Annotated in this window: 14 protein-coding genes; 12 read left to right on the top strand and 2 right to left on the bottom strand. The window is 63.2% G+C overall.

Going from position 1 to position 16,667, the window contains the following annotated elements; all coding sequences use genetic code 11:
* Window positions 1-126 precede the first annotated feature (126 nt).
* Entirely contained in the window at window positions 127-990 is an 864-nt protein-coding gene (locus tag KFO72_RS32960) for an endonuclease/exonuclease/phosphatase family protein (RefSeq protein WP_225033853.1), read from the bottom strand.
* An 83-nt stretch (window positions 991-1,073) separates the two neighbouring features.
* Here KFO72_RS32960 and rlmD point away from each other — a divergent pair, with 83 nt between their 5' ends.
* Entirely contained in the window at window positions 1,074-2,498 is a 1,425-nt protein-coding gene (gene rlmD, locus KFO72_RS32955) for a 23S rRNA (uracil(1939)-C(5))-methyltransferase RlmD (RefSeq protein ID WP_062915875.1), read from the top strand.
* 129 nt (window positions 2,499-2,627) lie between these two features.
* Here the strand turns inward: rlmD and KFO72_RS32950 are convergent, their stop codons facing one another.
* Window positions 2,628-3,485, bottom strand: a complete 858-nt coding sequence (locus KFO72_RS32950; protein WP_036005095.1) for an outer membrane protein assembly factor BamD — start codon at window positions 3,483-3,485, stop codon at window positions 2,628-2,630.
* Window positions 3,486-3,523: 38 nt separating this feature from the next.
* Here KFO72_RS32950 and KFO72_RS32945 point away from each other — a divergent pair, with 38 nt between their 5' ends.
* The 11 genes from KFO72_RS32945 to KFO72_RS32895 all read left to right on the top strand — a co-directional run bounded on the left by KFO72_RS32945 (window position 3,524) and on the right by KFO72_RS32895 (window position 16,643).
* Entirely contained in the window at window positions 3,524-4,807 is a 1,284-nt protein-coding gene (locus KFO72_RS32945; RefSeq protein ID WP_225033852.1) for an RluA family pseudouridine synthase, read from the top strand.
* Window positions 4,804-5,643 (top strand): peptidoglycan editing factor PgeF, encoded by an 840-nt coding sequence (gene pgeF, locus KFO72_RS32940; RefSeq protein ID WP_062915396.1) that lies wholly within the window; start codon window positions 4,804-4,806, stop codon window positions 5,641-5,643. Before KFO72_RS32945 ends, pgeF begins: the two co-directional genes overlap by 4 nt.
* Window positions 5,644-6,070: 427 nt before the next feature.
* Window positions 6,071-8,059, top strand: coding sequence for a class I poly(R)-hydroxyalkanoic acid synthase (phaC, locus tag KFO72_RS32935; protein ID WP_225033851.1), 1,989 nt, complete (start codon window positions 6,071-6,073; stop codon window positions 8,057-8,059).
* Window positions 8,060-8,249: 190 nt separating this feature from the next.
* A complete protein-coding gene (locus KFO72_RS32930; RefSeq protein WP_054930433.1) occupies window positions 8,250-9,431 on the top strand; it encodes an acetyl-CoA C-acetyltransferase in 1,182 nt (393 codons plus the stop codon).
* A gap of 179 nt (window positions 9,432-9,610) precedes the next feature.
* The gene (locus tag KFO72_RS32925) at window positions 9,611-10,351 is read left to right on the top strand and encodes a 3-ketoacyl-ACP reductase (RefSeq protein WP_054930423.1); all 741 of its coding nucleotides are present in this window, start codon (window positions 9,611-9,613) and stop codon (window positions 10,349-10,351) included.
* Window positions 10,352-10,499: 148 nt separating this feature from the next.
* Window positions 10,500-11,078: a polyhydroxyalkanoate synthesis repressor PhaR gene (gene phaR / locus KFO72_RS32920; protein WP_007742570.1), complete on the top strand. Its 579-nt coding sequence runs from the start codon at window positions 10,500-10,502 to the stop codon at window positions 11,076-11,078.
* A 565-nt stretch (window positions 11,079-11,643) separates the two neighbouring features.
* A complete protein-coding gene (locus KFO72_RS32915) occupies window positions 11,644-11,928 on the top strand; it encodes a helix-turn-helix domain-containing protein (protein ID WP_224102590.1) in 285 nt (94 codons plus the stop codon).
* Between the two features lie 287 nt (window positions 11,929-12,215).
* Entirely contained in the window at window positions 12,216-13,607 is a 1,392-nt protein-coding gene (gene rimO / locus KFO72_RS32910) for a 30S ribosomal protein S12 methylthiotransferase RimO (protein ID WP_054930425.1), read from the top strand.
* Between the two features lie 3 nt (window positions 13,608-13,610).
* On the top strand, window positions 13,611-14,537 hold the full coding sequence (locus tag KFO72_RS32905) for a sugar kinase (RefSeq protein ID WP_225033850.1): 927 nt from the start codon (window positions 13,611-13,613) through the stop codon (window positions 14,535-14,537).
* Between the two features lie 157 nt (window positions 14,538-14,694).
* Window positions 14,695-15,879, top strand: a complete 1,185-nt coding sequence (bktB, locus tag KFO72_RS32900; RefSeq protein WP_054930427.1) for a beta-ketothiolase BktB — start codon at window positions 14,695-14,697, stop codon at window positions 15,877-15,879.
* Window positions 15,880-16,037: 158 nt separating this feature from the next.
* Complete coding sequence (locus KFO72_RS32895) at window positions 16,038-16,643, top strand: hypothetical protein (RefSeq protein WP_054930428.1); 606 nt, start codon at window positions 16,038-16,040, stop codon at window positions 16,641-16,643.
* Window positions 16,644-16,667: the final 24 nt, after the last annotated feature.

The raw sequence follows: 16,667 nt of genomic DNA, 5'->3' as shown, positions 1-16,667 counted from the left end.
CAAAGAAAAGTAGGTGCCGCCCCGCACAGGGGCGACGCCTGAAGCAAGCTAACGTCACGCGGATGCCAGCGCAAAAGCAAGCAAACCACCCCATCGTCGCAGACAAAAAAAACCCAAAAAAAAACCTCAACCCAACTCGACCAAGATAGGCTGATGATCCGAAGCGCGGGTCGCGCCATCGACCTCACACCTACGTAACCGCATCCGCAAATCCTCAGTGACAAATACGAAATCGCAGGTCAGCGGCCCATCTGCCCACTGGACCTTGTCAAAGACACCTGCCGTCATAGGCGGCGTCTGACGGGGATGCAACGTGGTCCAGGCATCGATAAACGAAGGACTGCCCTCGAGCGGCTCGAGCATCCGCCGGTATGCATCACTATCGTATGCGCTATTGAAGTCGCCACACACGACGGCACTGACCGGCCGCCCGGTATCAGCAAACGGCCCAATGGCGTTCTCGGCGGAAACAGGATGCGCCGCATGCCCAGCGGCTTCCTGCTGCAACTGGCGCAGCCGGTCGACCTGCGCGAGCCGCTGTTTCAGCGAATAAAACTCCAGATGCGTCACGATCACCCGCACCGAGCCGCCCGGCGCGCGCAGCACCGCCTCAAGCGCGACGCGCTGCATCGACGGCGCCTCCGGATCGACCGGCCACGGCAACGAATGGCGGATCACACGCTCGACAGGCAGACGCGTCGCGATCGCATTGCCGAACTGCCGTCGCGGCGCCGCCGGCGCATCGAGCTTCAACGCGGGCAGATCCGCGCCGATCGCCTCGAGCACCGTGAATCCCGGCAGGGCGTCCGCGATCTCGGCGAACTGGTCGTCGCCCGGATGCCCCGCCAGCACCGAAAAGCCACGCGTGACTTCCTGCAGGCACAACACGTCGAAATCAACGAGCCGGCGTGCCTCGTCGAGCGTTCGCGTCAGGTTCACGTCGCCGTGCGCACTGCGTCCCCACTGGACATTCCAGCTGATCAGTCGCATCGTCAAATCTCCGTCGGTGTGTGTCGTTCGTCTACAATCTCGTGTTTGGTCCCACTTTTACACAGTCTGTCAGGAAGTCGCAGGTGTCCGAAACTGTCCCCCACATTGGTAAAACGCGCTCGTCCAGAAAGGGCAAGCAGGCGCGCGAAGACGCTGCCGCCGGTCCCTTCAAGGCGCCCGAACTCGATATCGAGTCGCTCGATATGGAAGCGCGTGGCGTCGGCCGCACCGTCACGGAAGACGGCTCGCCCGGCAAGGTCATCTTCGTCGAGGGCGCGCTGCCCGGCGAACGCGTCACCTATTCGAGCTACCGCAAAAAGCCCAGCTTCGAACAGGCGCAACTCGTCGATATTCTTAAAGAGAGCGTGATCCGTACCCGCCCGCAGTGCAAGTTTTTTGGCATCTGCGGCGGTTGTTCGATGCAGCATCTCGACGTGCGCGCGCAGATCGCCGTCAAGCAGCGCGTGCTCGAAGACAATCTGGTCCATCTGTCGAAGCTGCGCCCGGAAACCGTGTTCCGGCCGATCCACGGCCCGTCCTGGGGCTACCGCTATCGCGCGCGCCTCACCGTGCGCCACGTCGCGAAGAAGGGCGGCGTGCTGGTCGGTTTCCACGAAAAGAAGAGCAGCTACGTCGCCGATATGACGAGCTGCGAAGTGCTGCCGCCGCACGTGTCCGACATGCTGGTGCCGCTGCGGCACATGGTCGAAGCGCTGTCGATTCGCGACCGCATGCCGCAGATCGAACTGGCCGTCGGCTCATCGGTGACGGCGCTCGTGCTGCGCGTTCTGGAGCCGCTCAACGAGGCCGACGAACAGCTGCTGCGCGATTTCGCCGATCAGCACAATGTCCAGTTCTGGCTGCAGCCGAAGGGGCCGGACACGGTCTATCCGTTCTATCCGCTCGACGCGCAGCTCGATTACACGCTGCCCGAATACGGCATCCGCATGCCGTTCCGTCCCACCGACTTCACGCAGGTCAACCATCAGATCAACCGCGTGCTGGTCGGCCGCGCGCTGCGTCTGCTGGCACCGGCGAAGACCGACCGCGTGCTCGATCTGTTCTGCGGCATCGGCAACTTCACGCTGCCGCTCGCGCGGATCTCGCGGGAAGTGGTGGGTATCGAAGGCAGCGAGGTGCTGACCTCGCGCGCGCTCGACAACGCGAAGGAAAACGGCGTCGACAGCCATACGTCGTTCGCGTGCCGCAATCTGTTCGAAGTCACCGCCGACGACATCCGCGCGCTCGGTCATTTCGACAAATACCTGATCGATCCGCCGCGCGAAGGCGCGCTCGCGGTGTCGAAGGCGCTCGCGGACATTGCGCAGAGCGGCGAAGGGCCGTTGCCGAAGCGCATTGTCTACGTGTCGTGCAACCCGGCGACGCTCGCGCGCGACGCGGGCCTGCTCGTGCACGAAGCGGGCTACCGGCTGAAGGGCGCGGGTGTCGTGAACATGTTCCCGCACACCTCGCACGTGGAGTCGATCGCACTCTTCGAGCGCGACTGAATGTGACGGACTGAAGCGTGCGCCCTATGCATCAACGCGGAGACACGGAAACGCGGACGCCAGAAACAGAAACGCCACGGTATGCAACCGTGGCGTTTTTTTATCCGGTCAGGCGAGTCAGAACTGCCCTCAGAACTGCCACCAGGACTTTTCCTTGCCCGGACGTGCATGACCCGTGATGTACGGGCTGTCCGGGAACGTGCCCGCCAGGATGCGCTTCGTGTCGTCCGCAAGCTGGGGCTGATCGAGCTTCTGATACGACAGCATCATGATGTGCAGCGCGTCTTCGATCGCGGGCGCGTTCTTGTATTCCTTGATCGCGAGCTGCGCACGGTTGATGGCGGCCACATACGCGCCACGGCGGTAGTAGTAGTCCGCTGCGTGCACTTCGTGTGACGCGAGCGCGTTCACGATATAGCGCATGCGCTGGGCCGCATCCGGCGCGTACTTGCTCTGCGGGTACTTGTCGACGACGACCTTGAACGCGTCATACGACTCGCGCAGCGACTTCGGATCGCGCTCGCTCATGTCCTGGCCCGAGAAGCGGCCGAACAGGCCCAGATCGTCGTTGAAGTGGATCATGCCCTTCAGGTAGTACGCGTAGGGAATGTCCGGGTGATCCGGGTGAAGCTGGATGAAGCGGTTGACGGCCTGGTCGGCGGCGTCCGTTTCGCTGTCCTTCCAGTTGCAGTACGCGACGTTGATCTGCGCCTGCTGCGCGAAGTGGCCGAACGGGTCGCGGCCTTCGAGTGCTTCGAAGTATTTCGCGCACTTGCCGAAGTCGCCACCGCTCAAGGCGTCTTGCGCCTCCGTATATAATTTATTGTTGGTCCACGTGGCCGTTTCGTCGGTCTTTTCCGGCAGGCCGTGACAGGCCGCCACCAGCGTAACGGCTGCCATGGAAGCGCCATAGAGGGCTGCTTTCCTGGCCAGCTTTTGGGCCACCGTCTTTCGAACAGTTTGAGTAATGATGTTCAAGGCTCGCATTTTCCAGTCTAGCTTTACGTCCAGGTGACCCAGTCTCGATGACCCGTTCCAATACTCCGCGTCCCGCTCAGCATCCCGGTCAGGGCGCGCGGAAGAGCAACAAAGATTATAGCCCAAGCGCCGACCCCGCCAACGTATCGGCAGGTGACCCGGGCACCGATGCCCTTGACGACGATCTGGTCGGCGACGCGCTCTCCCCACCGTCTGCATCCGGCGCGGAGCAAGGCTCCGCGCGGCGCGCAGACGAAGCGCCGCGAGTCGTCACGGTGCCGTCCGAGCTCGCCGGGGAGCGCCTCGACAAGGTGCTCGCCAAAGTCTTTCCGGAGTTTTCACGCAGCCGGCTGCAAAGCTGGATCGAGGCGCAGCGTGTGCGCGTCGACGGACAGCCCGCGAAAATCCGCCAGCCGGTGCCGCTTGGCGCATCGATCGAGCTGGTGCCCGATCTGCTGCCCGAGCAGCTTGCGTTCACGCCCGAACCCGTGCCGCTCGACATCGTCTATGAAGACGACACGCTCGTCGTGATCAACAAGCCGGCCGGCCTCGTGGTGCATCCCGCTGCGGGGAACTGGAGCGGCACGGTGCTCAACGGCCTGCTGCATCGCTATGGCGACGCGGCCGCGGGCCTGCCGCGCGCGGGCATCGTGCATCGGCTGGACAAGGAGACCTCGGGACTGATGGTCGTCGCGCGCACGCTCGAAGCGCAAACCGACCTCGTGCGCCAGCTGCAGGCGCGCACCGTGAAACGCCGCTATCTCGCGCTCGTGTGGGGCAACATGCGCGACGAAGGCACGATCGACGCGCCGATCGGCCGCGATCCGCGCGAGCGCACCCGCATGGCCGTGGTGACGGGCGCCGCGGGCAAGCCGGCGCGCACGCACTTCCGGCGCATCGATTCGGCCATATGGGAGCGTCAGCCCGTCTCGGCGATTCACTGCGATCTGGAAACCGGGCGCACCCATCAGATTCGCGTGCATTGCGCCCATGTCGGCCATCCGCTGCTAGGCGACCCAGTGTACGGACGTGCGCGCGGCCAGCGCTCGGTGACGCCGCTGCCGGGCGGCTTCGCGCGCCAGGCGCTGCATGCGTGGCGGCTCGCGCTGGTTCATCCGCGCACGGGCCGCACGATGCAATGGCGCGCTGACGTGCCCGACGATATCGCTGAACTGTCCGAAGCGTTGGGCCTCGGCCGCGAGCACGACGCTGCGTACCAGGGAGATTTCGACGAGTACGACGACTACGACGATGAAGCCGACGCATCGATCGAAGACGATTACGACGATGAAGACGACGAACCATCACCCGACAAGGACGACCGCGCATGACGCTGCCTGAGCTGACCACCAACGACGTGTTGCGCCCCGAGTGGTCCGTGTCGCCGCGCGTGCGGGCGCTCGTCACGACGCGCAACGGCGGCGTCAGCCTGCCGCCGTTCGGCACATGGCGCGATGGCGTCGATGGAGCGGGCGGGCTGAATCTCGGCAGAAAGTCGGGCGACGATCCCGCGCATGTCGAAGCCAACCGTGCGCGTCTGATGCGGCTGACGGCGCGCGATGAAGCCGCATGGCTCGCGCAGGTTCATGGCGCGACCGTCGTGAACGCCGGCGACGTGCTGGCCGCCACACGGCGCGGCGAACCGCTGATGCAAGCCGATGCCAGCGTGACCGACCGGACGGGCACGGTATGCGTGGTGATGATCGCCGATTGCATGCCCGTCCTGCTATGCGATCCGCAGGGCCGCGCGGTGGGCGCTGCGCATGCGGGCTGGCGCGGTCTCGCGTCGGGTGTCGTGGAGCATACGGCGCAGCGTGTCGCGTCGCTCGCGGGCACTGACATGTCAGCGTTGCATGCTTACCTGGGCCCATGCATCGGCCCGCAGGCCTTCGAGGTCGGACCAGACGTGCGTGACGCCTTCATGAACGGTGTCGGCGGCACACAACGCGAGGCCGTCGCCAGCGCCTTCGTCGAACACCCGTTGAACGCCGGCAAGTTCCTCGCGGATCTGCCGCGGCTCGCGCGTTGGCGTCTCGCGCAGATTGGCGTGACGAACGTAACAGGCGGCGATCACTGCACGGTCACCGAACGCGAGCGCTTCTACTCCTATCGACGCGATCGCGAAACAGGCCGGATGGCCGCGCTGATCTGGCTCGCGGATCAATGACAGGCGCGTCTAACTCCCGCTGCACAAAAGCAATTTTGCTGCGCCTGACCCGACGTTAAGCGGGGTCCTATACGGTCTTATGTTGCACTGCGCGAAAATAAGAAGACCTACGCGGTTGCGCAGTGCATAAGCGTTCCGCGCATTCCTCCATCAGCCAGACGAGCCCGTAGTAGCGGGCTCGTTTTGCATTGCACAGCGCGAGCGTTTGTTCCATCGGCAATTCGGTTTCATATACATCGGGAAAACGATGATGAAAAAAATATCGCAGTGCGGCAAAATCGGGAACAAGCATTGACATGCCTTGCGATGGGGCGCAAGAATGTTCTCCACTGGGCAAGGACGTAACGCGGTCGCGAACCATTCGCTGCTCCCGCGCGAGTACCTGCCTCTCAACCCGTCCGCGAGGACCTTTCGGTTAAAAGCAGGCATGGCTGCATCTCAAACTTCCTCGACTTCTTCTCGCACGGACACCTCGTCGGACCGCACGCAGCAGCAGGCGGATGCGGCAGGGGTGCATCAATGGTTCGATGCCTGGATGAACGCATGGCGTTCGATAGGCGCGCAGGCTGCAGCGAACGGCAATCCATTTAGTGTCCCCGCCATGCCCGACTTCGCGAAAGCGGCGACGGCGCAGGCTGGTTCGCTGCCATTCGCGAATCCTTTCTTCGAGCAACTGGCCAAACAGTTTGCGCAAACGCAAGCTCAACCGAACGGTCCGGCCGAAGCTCAACCGTTCAACGCATTCTTCGGACAGGCATTCAATCCGCAGATTGCGCAACAGTTCACGCAGCAGCTTGCCGGGTTGAAGGTGCCGAGCGCATCCATCCCGTCCGGGCGTCTGCAGCAGTTGCAGTCAGACTATTCGCGCGAGGCGATGCAGTTGCTGCAACAGTCGACGCAGACGAGCTCCTCGGCTATCGAGCTCAAGGACCGGCGCTTCAGTTCGGATGCATGGAAGACGACGCCCGTCTATGCGTACACGGCAGCGTGGTATCTGCTGAACGCGCGCTATCTGCAGGAACTGGTAGACGCGCTCGAAACCGACCAGAAAACCCGCGAGCGCATCCGCTTCGCCGTGCAGCAATGGACCGCGGCCGCCTCGCCGAGCAACTTCTTCGCGCTGAATCCAGAAGCGCAAAAGACACTGCTCGAAAGCAACGGCGAAAGCCTGCGTCAGGGCGTGATGAATCTGCTCAACGACATGCAGCGCGGCAAGATCTCGCAGACGGACGAATCGCGTTTCGTGGTCGGCAAGAATCTCGCGATGTCGGAAGGTTCCGTCGTGTTCGAGAACGAGCTGATGCAGCTGATCCAGTACAAGCCGCGCACGGCGACCGTGTACGAGCGGCCGCTGCTGATCGTGCCGCCTTGCATCAACAAGTACTACATCCTCGATCTCCAGCCCGAGAACTCGCTGGTCGCGCACGCGGTCGAGTCGGGCCATCAGGTGTATCTGATTTCGTGGCGCAACGCGGATCAATCGATCGCCGACAAGGGTTGGGACGACTACATCGGCGACGGCGTGCTGGCCGCGATCGAAACCACGCGCCAGATCAGCGGCCGCGAGCAGATCAACACGCTCGGCTTCTGCATCGGCGGCACGCTGCTCGCGACGGCGCTAGCCGTGGCGTCGGCGCGCGGCGAGCATCCCGCGGCATCGATGACCTTGCTCACGGCGATGCTCGACTTCGCCGACACGGGCATACTCGACATCTTCGTCGACGAAGCGCATGTGCAGATGCGCGAGCAGACCATCGGCGGCAAGAACGGCACGCCGCCTGGCCTGATGCGCGGCCTCGAGTTCGCGAACACGTTCTCGTTCCTGCGCCCGAACGACCTCGTATGGAACTACGTCGTCGACAACTACCTTAAGGGCCGCACGCCGATGCCGTTCGACCTGCTGTACTGGAACAGCGATTCGACGAGCCTGCCGGGCCCGATGTACTGCTGGTACCTGCGCAACACGTATCTGGAAAACAAGCTGCGCGAACCGGGCGCGCTCACCACGTGCGGCGAGAAGGTGGACCTGACCCGCATCGACGTGCCGACGTTCATCTACGGCTCGCGCGAAGACCACATCGTGCCGTGGGAAACGGCGTATGCGTCGGTGCCGCTGCTGACCGGGCCACGCAAGTTCGTGCTCGGCGCGTCGGGCCATATTGCCGGTGTGATCAATCCGCCGGCGAAGAAAAAGCGCAGCTACTGGTCGGTGGCGGGCGACGATAAAACGCTGCCCGACAATCCCGCCGACTGGCTCGCAAGCGCGACGGAAACGCCCGGCAGCTGGTGGCCCGAATGGACGGGCTGGCTCGCCCAGTTCGGCGGCAAGAAGGTGAAGCCCGCGGCGCAAGCTGGCTCGGCGGAGTTTCCGGTGATCGAGCCTGCGCCTGGCCGCTACGTGCAGCAGCGCGAATAATCGTTCGGGGGCCGAATCATTCGGATAGGGTCGCCGTCGACGTGAAAAGAGCGACCGCCCCCTGACGGAAAACGACTGACGACGGATGGAGTGAGACAGACGCTGTATCGCAGTAACGCTGACTTGACCGGATTATCAACTTGACGGGGTACTGTGGAGCATGTCGCCGCAGCCTCCGGAGGAAACGAAAATGACTGACGTAGTGATCGTATCGGCGGCCCGCACGGCTGTCGGCAAATTCGGTGGGTCGCTGGCGAAGATTGCGGCGCCGGAACTGGGCGCCACGGTGATCCGCGCCGTGCTGGAGCGCTCGGGCCTCAAGCCCGAGCAAATAAGCGAAGTCATCCTCGGTCAGGTGCTGACGGCGGGCTCGGGACAGAACCCGGCGCGTCAGTCGCTGATCAAGGCCGGCCTGCCCATGGCAGTGCCCGGCATGACCATCAACAAGGTGTGCGGCTCGGGTCTGAAGGCCGTGATGCTGGCCGCCAACGCGATCATCGCGGGCGACGCGGACATCGTCATCGCGGGCGGCCAGGAAAACATGAGCGCGGCGCCGCACGTGCTGCCGGGCTCGCGCGACGGCTTCCGCATGGGCGACGCGAAGCTGATCGACAGCATGATCGTCGACGGCCTGTGGGACGTGTACAACCAGTACCACATGGGCGTGACGGCTGAGAACGTCGCGAAGGAATACGGCATTTCGCGCGAAGACCAGGACAAGTTCGCGGCGCTCTCGCAGAATAAGGCGGAAGCCGCACAGAAGGCCGGCCGCTTCGATGATGAAATCGTGCCGATCCAGATTCCGCAGCGAAAGGGCGATCCGCTGTCGTTCGCAACGGATGAATTCGTGCGCCACGGCGTCACGGCCGAGTCGCTGGCGGGCCTGAAGCCGGCTTTCTCGAAGGAAGGCACGGTGACGGCGGCGAATGCGTCGGGCCTGAACGACGGCGCGGCAGCCGTGGTCGTGATGTCGGCGAAGAAGGCCGAGGCACTGGGTCTCACGCCGCTCGCGCGCATCAAGGCGTACGCGAACGCGGGCGTCGATCCTAAGGTGATGGGCATGGGCCCGGTGCCGGCATCGCGCCGTTGCCTGGAGCGCGCGGGCTGGAGCGTGAACGACCTCGACCTGATGGAAATCAACGAGGCATTCGCGGCGCAGGCGCTGGCCGTGCACAAGCAGATGGGCTGGGATACGTCGAAGGTGAACGTGAACGGCGGCGCGATCGCGATCGGCCACCCGATCGGCGCATCCGGCGCCCGGATTCTCGTCACGCTGCTGCACGAAATGCAGAAGCGCGATGCCAAGAAAGGCCTGGCGTCGCTGTGCATCGGCGGCGGCATGGGCGTGGCGCTCGCGGTCGAGCGTCCGTAAGCAGTCGTTTCACAAGGAGGCCGCCGCGCCTGCCGGTGTCGCCCGACGGCGACTGGCGGCGCGGCGCGGTCCGATGCTTTCGCGCGCCTGGTCGCATTGGGCGCGGCGGGCGCATCGGACATTGGAAGGCGAAGCACGAGGCGGCTGGCGCCTCGTAAAACGATAATGGAGTGTGTGTTATGTCACAACGAATTGCGTACGTAACGGGCGGCATGGGTGGCATCGGCACGAGCATTTGCCAGCGTCTGCTCAAGGATGGCTTCAAGGTGATCGCAGGTTGCGGCCCGAATTCCCCGCGTCGCGTGAAATGGCTCGAAGATCAGAAGGCTCTGGGCTTCGACTTCATTGCGTCGGAAGGCAACGTGGGCGACTGGGAGTCGACCAAGGCCGCGTTCGACAAGGTGAAGGCCGAAGTCGGCGAAATCGACGTGCTGGTCAACAATGCAGGCATCACGCGCGACGTCGTATTCCGCAAGATGACGCATGAAGACTGGACGGCCGTGATCGACACGAACCTGACCAGCCTGTTCAACGTGACGAAACAGGTGATCGACGGCATGGTCGAGCGTGGCTGGGGCCGCGTGATCAATATCTCGTCGGTGAACGGCCAGAAAGGCCAGTTCGGTCAAACAAACTATTCGACCGCGAAGGCAGGGATTCACGGTTTCACGATGGCGCTCGCGCAGGAAGTGGCTACCAAGGGCGTGACGGTCAATACCGTTTCGCCGGGCTACATCGGCACGGACATGGTGAAATCGATTCGCGCCGATGTGCTGGAAAAGATCGTCGCGACGATTCCGGTGCGCCGTCTGGGCACGCCGGATGAAATCGGGTCGATCGTTGCATGGCTGGCGTCGGACGAGTCGGGCTTCTCGACGGGGGCCGACTTCTCGCTGAACGGCGGCCTGCATATGGGCTGATCCGTGGACGTCCTGGTTCGTGGTGGCTCGAACGAAGCAGGATGTTGCATGGTTCAGATGTTTCCGGCGGCGTCTTGTACGCGCAGCGTTTTGCTGTGCGTTCGGCAGGACGCCGTTTCTGCGCTTCATTCGCGCTCAAAGGCGTTACATGACCACTACTACAAAGAAAACAGCCGAACGACTCATTAAGAAATATCCGAACCGTCGACTGTACGATACAGAGACCAGCACTTACATCACGTTGACCGATGTGAAGCAGCTCGTGCTGGATCAGGAGGATTTCAAGGTCATCGATGCCAAGAGCAACGAAGACCTGACGCGCAGCATCCTGCTTCAGATCATTCTCGAGGAGGAGAGTGGCGGCCTGCCGATGTTCTCGTCGATCATGCTGTCGCAGATCATCCGTTTCTACGGGCATGCGATGCAGGGCATGATGGGCACGTACCTGGAAAAGAACATCCAGGCGTTCATCGATATTCAGAGCAAACTCGCGGATCAGTCGAAGGGCCTGTACGAGGGCAAGACGATGAATCCGGAGGTCTGGTCGCAGTTCATGAACATGCAAGCCCCGATGATGCAGGGGATGATGACGAGTTACATCGAGCAATCGAAGAACATGTTCGTGCAGATGCAGGAGCAGATGCAGAACCAGGCGAAGACGATGTTCAGCACGTTCCCGTTTACGCAGCCGACGCCGCAAGGAAATCCGGAGCCGGAGAAGAAGTAAAAGGCTGCGCGAGCGGGCTGCATAATTGAATCTGCCCGGCGGCGCGCGCCGGGCAGAGGGTCGTCTGTTTCTCGTCGATGTCTGGCTAAGCCTGGTCATTTTCTGCACGTTGCGGCATGCAGTCCCAAAATGTTGATCGGCATGAAATATCTGATTGAGATTAATTTTTTGATATTTCGAGTTTGCTGATTTTTAGCTAAATAAAATCAGAGCCGCTAGTGTTGACATGGGCTGCTGATCAAAAGAAATAATACTAGTCCGGACCTCACCCGTGACTCGAGTCTCTCATTGAATATCGCTGACTAGCTCGACAAGCCTGAGTCCCCATCAAGAAGCGGCCGCATAAAAAACCGGCGCGGCTGTTTTGTATTTTACGGAGATCAAGCATTTGTCATGGAACTTCACTACCAGTAAAACGAAAAGCCGGTTTTATTCGGTGAATGGGTCGATTCAATTTTCCGTTGGCATTTTGTCGCCAACGGATTAAATCACGTCTCGATGTTTCTCCTGGAGCGTGTCCGCGTTCGGGCGTTTTGTGCGGGCGTCAGGTCTCTTGAGGTGAGTGATGACAAGCAAGCACGTAGGTGGAAATTTCGACGATTTCCTTGCCGAGGAATCGCTGCTTGAGGAAGTCACGGCTACGGCGATGAAGCGCGTGATCGCCTGGCAGATCGAGCAGGAAATGAAAGCGCAGAATCTGACCAAAACCCGAATGGCTGCAAAGATGAATACGAGCCGTGCGGCGTTGAACCGCTTGCTGGATCAGAACGATACGAGCCTCACGCTGACAACGCTGGCAAGCGCCGCGAATGCGCTCGGCAAGAAGTTCAGGTTCGAACTTGCTTCGTGAGACGGGCGCCGGATGGCCACGTGACTTTCTCCATGCGCGCTTTGGCGGCGATCTCCGCTAACCGCCGCGCCGTACGCCGCTTGACCGCTCTCACGGTATAATCCCAGGTTGCTTGCGCGGGCCTAATCGACTTCCCACAAGATCCACATGGCCCCATTTCGCGACGGTCCTCGCCACGAGGGCACCGTCGCACGGTGCACCCACGTTTGCCGCGATTCCGGCGCCCGGGCTGCACGCCCAAGCCCTCAACTATCGCGTCACTCATCGCTCTCGCCGGACCATTCTCTATGTCGCAGACTTCGACCCCCGCTGCGCCGACCGCTTCGATTCCGAAGGTCGGGTTCGTTTCCCTCGGATGCCCGAAAGCCCTCGTCGACTCCGAACAGATCATCACGCAGCTGCGCGCCGAGGGCTACGAAATCTCCGGCACCTATGACGGCGCGGATCTCGTCGTCGTGAACACCTGCGGCTTCATCGACGAAGCCGTCCAGGAAAGCCTCGACGCCATCGGCGAAGCGCTCACGGAAAACGGCAAGGTGATCGTCACCGGCTGCCTCGGCGCCAAGCAGAGCGCGAGCGGCTCGAACCTGATCGAAGAAGTGCATCCGAAGGTGCTCGCCGTGACGGGGCCGCACGCGCTAGGCGAAGTGATGCAGGCCGTGCACAGCCATCTGCCGAAACCGCACGATCCGTTCGTCGATCTCGTGCCCGCCGCCGGCGTCAAGCTCACGCCGCGCCATTATGCGTACCTGAAGATTTCCGAAGGTTGCAATCACCGCTGCACGTTCTGCATCATCCCGTCGATGCGCGGCGACCTCGTGTCGCGCCCCGTCGCGGAAGTCATGCTGGAAGCGGAGAACCTCTTCAAGTCGGGCGTGAAGGAACTGCTCGTCATCTCGCAGGACACGAGCGCCTACGGCGTCGACGTCAAGTACCGCACCGGCTTCTGGAACGGCAAGCCGATCAAGACGCGCATGACGGACCTGGTCGGCGCGCTCGGCGAACTCGCCGCGCAGTACGGCGCGTGGGTGCGTCTGCATTACGTCTATCCATATCCGAGCGTCGACGAAGTGATTCCAATGATGGCGGAAGGTCCGCTCAAGGGCCATGTGCTGCCGTATCTCGACGTGCCGTTCCAGCATGCGCACCCCGAAGTGCTCAAGCGCATGAAGCGTCCCGCAAACGCGGAGAAAGTGCTCGAGCGCGTGCGCGCTTGGCGCGAAATCTGTCCGGACCTGACCATTCGCAGCACCTTTATTGCGGGCTTCCCCGGCGAAACGGAAGAACAGTTCGAAACGCTGCTCGACTTCATCCGCGAGGCGGAACTCGATCGCGTCGGCTGCTTCGCGTATTCGCCCGTCGAAGGCGCGGGTGCCAATGAACTCGACGGCGCGTTGCCCGATGAAGTCCGCGAGGCGCGTCGCGCGCGCTTCATGGAAGTGGCGGAAGAAGTCTCGGCGAAGCGCATCGCGCGCAAGGTCGGCAAGACGCTGAAGGTGCTGGTCGACGAGATCAATGCCGATGGCGGCGTCGGCCGCACGGCGGCGGATGCGCCGGAGATCGACGGCGTCGTTTATATCGCGCCGGCGACCAAGGCGTCGAAGCGTTACAAGGTCGGCGATTTCGTGTCGGTGAAGATCACGGGTGCCGACGGCCACGACCTGTGGGGCGAGGTCTAGGCCATGCCCTCGAACACACCGTCCATCCTCGCGCTCGGCGAGGCCATGGTCGAATTCAACCAGTCCGGAATCAACCAGCCCACTTATTTGCAAGGCTTCGGCGGCGACACGTCGAACTTCTGCATCGCGGCCGCGCGACAAGGGGCGTCGACGGGTTTCGTATCGGCTGTCGGCAGTGATCCGTTCGGGCGTTTGCTGCTCGATCTGTGGCAGCGCGAGCAGGTGGATACCGCGTTCGTGCGCGTCGACGATCAGGCGCCGACGGGCGTGTATTTCGTGTCGCACGGTCCGTCCGGCCATCAGTTCGACTATCTGCGCGCGGGTTCGGCGGCGAGCCGCTACGCGCCGCGCGATCTGCCGCTCGACGCAATCGCCGCCGCGAAGGTCATCCATCTGTCGGGCATCAGTCTCGCGATCAGCGTGAGCGCGTGTGACGCGGCGCTCGCCGCGATCGCGCACGCGCGCGCGAACGACGTGCTGGTGAGCTTCGACACCAATCTGCGCCTCAAGCTGTGGCCGCTCGCGCGGGCGCGCGCCGTGATGCTCGAAGCGATCCGTCAGACGGACATCTGCCTGCCCAGTTGGGACGACGTCACTGAACTGACGGGTTTGACGGAGCGCGACGACATCGTCGATTTTCTGCTCGCGCAAGGGCCGCGCGTCGTCGCGCTGAAACTCGGCAAGGAAGGCTCCTATATCGCGACGCCCGACGAGCGGCGTGTCGTGCCCGGCCACGTCGTCCATGCCGTCGATGCGACTGGCGCGGGCGACTGCTTCGGCGGCGCGTTCATCGCGCGCATCGCTGCGGGCGACGATCCCTTCCAGGCGGCGCGCTACGCGAATGTCGCGGCCGCGCTGTCGACGCAAGGCTTCGGCGCCGTCGCGCCGATTCCCGATCGCGCGACGGTCGAAAGGCTTCTCGGCGCCTGAGCGCATGCTCATGCGCGCGCGTCGCCAGCACCGCCGCGCAATGGCGTCGGATTCAACGCGGAAATCCGGCAACTCGGGTATGGTCAGCAAGGCAAGGTCATGCGCGTCTTCAACGGGGCGCATGACATTCATCTGAGACGAGAGAGAGGAGCAAGCGATGCAACGTGAAGTGGTGGTAGTGAGCGGCGTGCGCACGGCAATCGGCGACTTCGGCGGCAGCCTCAAAGACTTCGCGCCGACGGATCTCGGCGCGCGCGTCGTGCGCGAGGCGTTATCGCGTGCGAGCGTCGCCGGCGACGAAGTCGGCCATGTCGTGTTCGGCAACGTCATCCATACCGAGCCGAAAGACATGTACCTTGCGCGCGTCGCAGCGCTCAACGGTGGCGTCGCGCAGCATGCGCCTGCGCTCACCGTGAACCGGTTGTGCGGCTCGGGCTTGCAGGCAATCGTATCGGCGGCGCAATCGGTGCTGCTCGGCGACGCGGATATCGCGATCGGCGGCGGCGCGGAAAGCATGAGCCGCGCGCCGTACATCATGCCGTCTGCGCGCTTCGGCCAGCGCATGGGCAACGCCAGCATCGTCGACATGATGCTCGGCGCGCTGCACGATCCGTTTCAGTCGATCCACATGGGCGTGACGGCCGAAAACGTCGCGAAGAAATACGACATCTCGCGCGACGCACAGGACGCGCTTGCGCTCGAATCGCACCGCCGCGCCGCGAAGGCGATCGAGAGCGGCTACTTCAAGGAACAGATTCTCCCCATCACGATTGCGTCGAAGAAAGGCGACACCGTCTTCGACACGGACGAGCACGTCCGCATGAACGCGACGGCCGACGACTTCGCGAAACTGAAGGCCGTGTTCGCCAAGGAAAACGGCACGGTCACGGCGGGCAATGCGTCGGGCATCAACGACGCGGCGGCGGCCGTCGTGCTGATGGAGCGCAGCGTCGCCGAGAAGCGCGGCGCAAAGCCGCTTGGCCGGCTGGTTGCATACGCGCATGCGGGCGTCGATCCGAATTACATGGGCATCGGCCCCGTGCCCGCGACGCAGAAGGCGCTGGAGCGCGCCGGCCTGAAGGTCGGCGATCTCGACGTGATCGAAGCGAACGAAGCGTTTGCGGCACAAGCCTGCGCCGTCAGCAAGGAACTGGGCCTCGATCCCGCCCGGGTGAACCCGAACGGCTCGGGTATTTCGCTCGGTCATCCGATCGGCGCGACGGGCGCGCTGATCACCGTCAAGGCGCTGTACGAGTTGCAGCGTATCGGCGGCCGTTATGCGCTCGTGACGATGTGCATTGGCGGCGGGCAGGGCATTGCAGCGATCTTCGAACGGATCTGATCCGTTCGCGAGACGGGACGGGGCGGCGATGACCCGGCGTCGCGCCGCTCCGTCGCTGAACGAACTTGCGGTATAACCCGTCGCAGCGGGTTCTCGAGGTATCGGGCGTTGTCAGGCGTGCGCAGAACGCCGTCATGCCGGTTGAAAGGAAATAACGGATGCAGGAAACCAGCTCGAAACACAAGGCGTCGTGGCCCGCGATGATCGCGGCGGCGGCATTAGCCGTCGCGGCGGCGATGCCCGTCGCGACTCACGCGGAAAGCGACGCCGTCAAGCAACTCGCGGCGCCGCCGCCGATCCAGCTGCCGCTCAAGCCGAGCCCCGAGTTCGCGAAGTTTCCGCAGTACGCGGGCACGCTCGGCAAGCGTCAGATCGTGCTGCGGCTGGGTGCGAAAACCGACGACCCGTCCGGCGTACACGGCGAGTATCAGTTCGCCGACACGGGCGAGGTCATCCTGATCGCGGGCGACCGCGACGGCGACACGCTCGAAGTCGAAGAATCCAACGACGGCACGCATATCACGGGCAACTGGGTCGGCAAGTTCGCCGCGGATGGCTCGATCGAAGGCGAGCGCATGAACGTCGACGATTCCAATCCGCTGGAATTTTCGTTGCGGCCGCTCGCAGCGGGGCAGAAAGCGCCGTCGGCCGCGCCCGTTCAGGCCCAGAAACCGGCGCAACAGTCCACGCAACAGTCCGCGCCGCAGCCGCGCACCGGCGGCCAGCCCGTCAACGGCGTGAGCAATCTGACGATCGGCGAATAAGCGCCGCGCGCATCACAGACGAAT

This window comes from Paraburkholderia sp. XV (genome assembly GCF_020177535.1).
In the GTDB taxonomy this organism is placed as follows: domain Bacteria; phylum Pseudomonadota; class Gammaproteobacteria; order Burkholderiales; family Burkholderiaceae; genus Paraburkholderia; species Paraburkholderia caribensis.
Note: the sequence above shows the minus strand (reverse complement) of the source record. Positions and strands in the feature narration are given on the sequence as shown.

Excerpts from the sequence above, each read along its gene's own strand:
- KFO72_RS32960 (WP_225033853.1), bottom strand. The coding sequence starts at position 990 with ATGCGACTGATCAGCTGGAATGTCCAGTGGGGACGCAGTGCGCACGGC.
- KFO72_RS32930 (WP_054930433.1), top strand. The coding sequence starts at position 8,250 with ATGACTGACGTAGTGATCGTATCGGCGGCCCGCACGGCTGTCGGCAAA.
- rimO (WP_054930425.1), top strand. The coding sequence starts at position 12,216 with ATGTCGCAGACTTCGACCCCCGCTGCGCCGACCGCTTCGATTCCGAAG.
- KFO72_RS32950 (WP_036005095.1), bottom strand. The coding sequence starts at position 3,485 with ATGCGAGCCTTGAACATCATTACTCAAACTGTTCGAAAGACGGTGGCC.
- bktB (WP_054930427.1), top strand. The coding sequence starts at position 14,695 with ATGCAACGTGAAGTGGTGGTAGTGAGCGGCGTGCGCACGGCAATCGGC.
- KFO72_RS32945 (WP_225033852.1), top strand. The coding sequence starts at position 3,524 with ATGACCCGTTCCAATACTCCGCGTCCCGCTCAGCATCCCGGTCAGGGC.
- KFO72_RS32905 (WP_225033850.1), top strand. The coding sequence starts at position 13,611 with ATGCCCTCGAACACACCGTCCATCCTCGCGCTCGGCGAGGCCATGGTC.
- KFO72_RS32915 (WP_224102590.1), top strand. The coding sequence starts at position 11,644 with ATGACAAGCAAGCACGTAGGTGGAAATTTCGACGATTTCCTTGCCGAG.
- KFO72_RS32895 (WP_054930428.1), top strand. The coding sequence starts at position 16,038 with ATGCAGGAAACCAGCTCGAAACACAAGGCGTCGTGGCCCGCGATGATC.
- phaR (WP_007742570.1), top strand. The coding sequence starts at position 10,500 with ATGACCACTACTACAAAGAAAACAGCCGAACGACTCATTAAGAAATAT.
- phaC (WP_225033851.1), top strand. The coding sequence starts at position 6,071 with ATGGCTGCATCTCAAACTTCCTCGACTTCTTCTCGCACGGACACCTCG.
- KFO72_RS32925 (WP_054930423.1), top strand. The coding sequence starts at position 9,611 with ATGTCACAACGAATTGCGTACGTAACGGGCGGCATGGGTGGCATCGGC.
- pgeF (WP_062915396.1), top strand. The coding sequence starts at position 4,804 with ATGACGCTGCCTGAGCTGACCACCAACGACGTGTTGCGCCCCGAGTGG.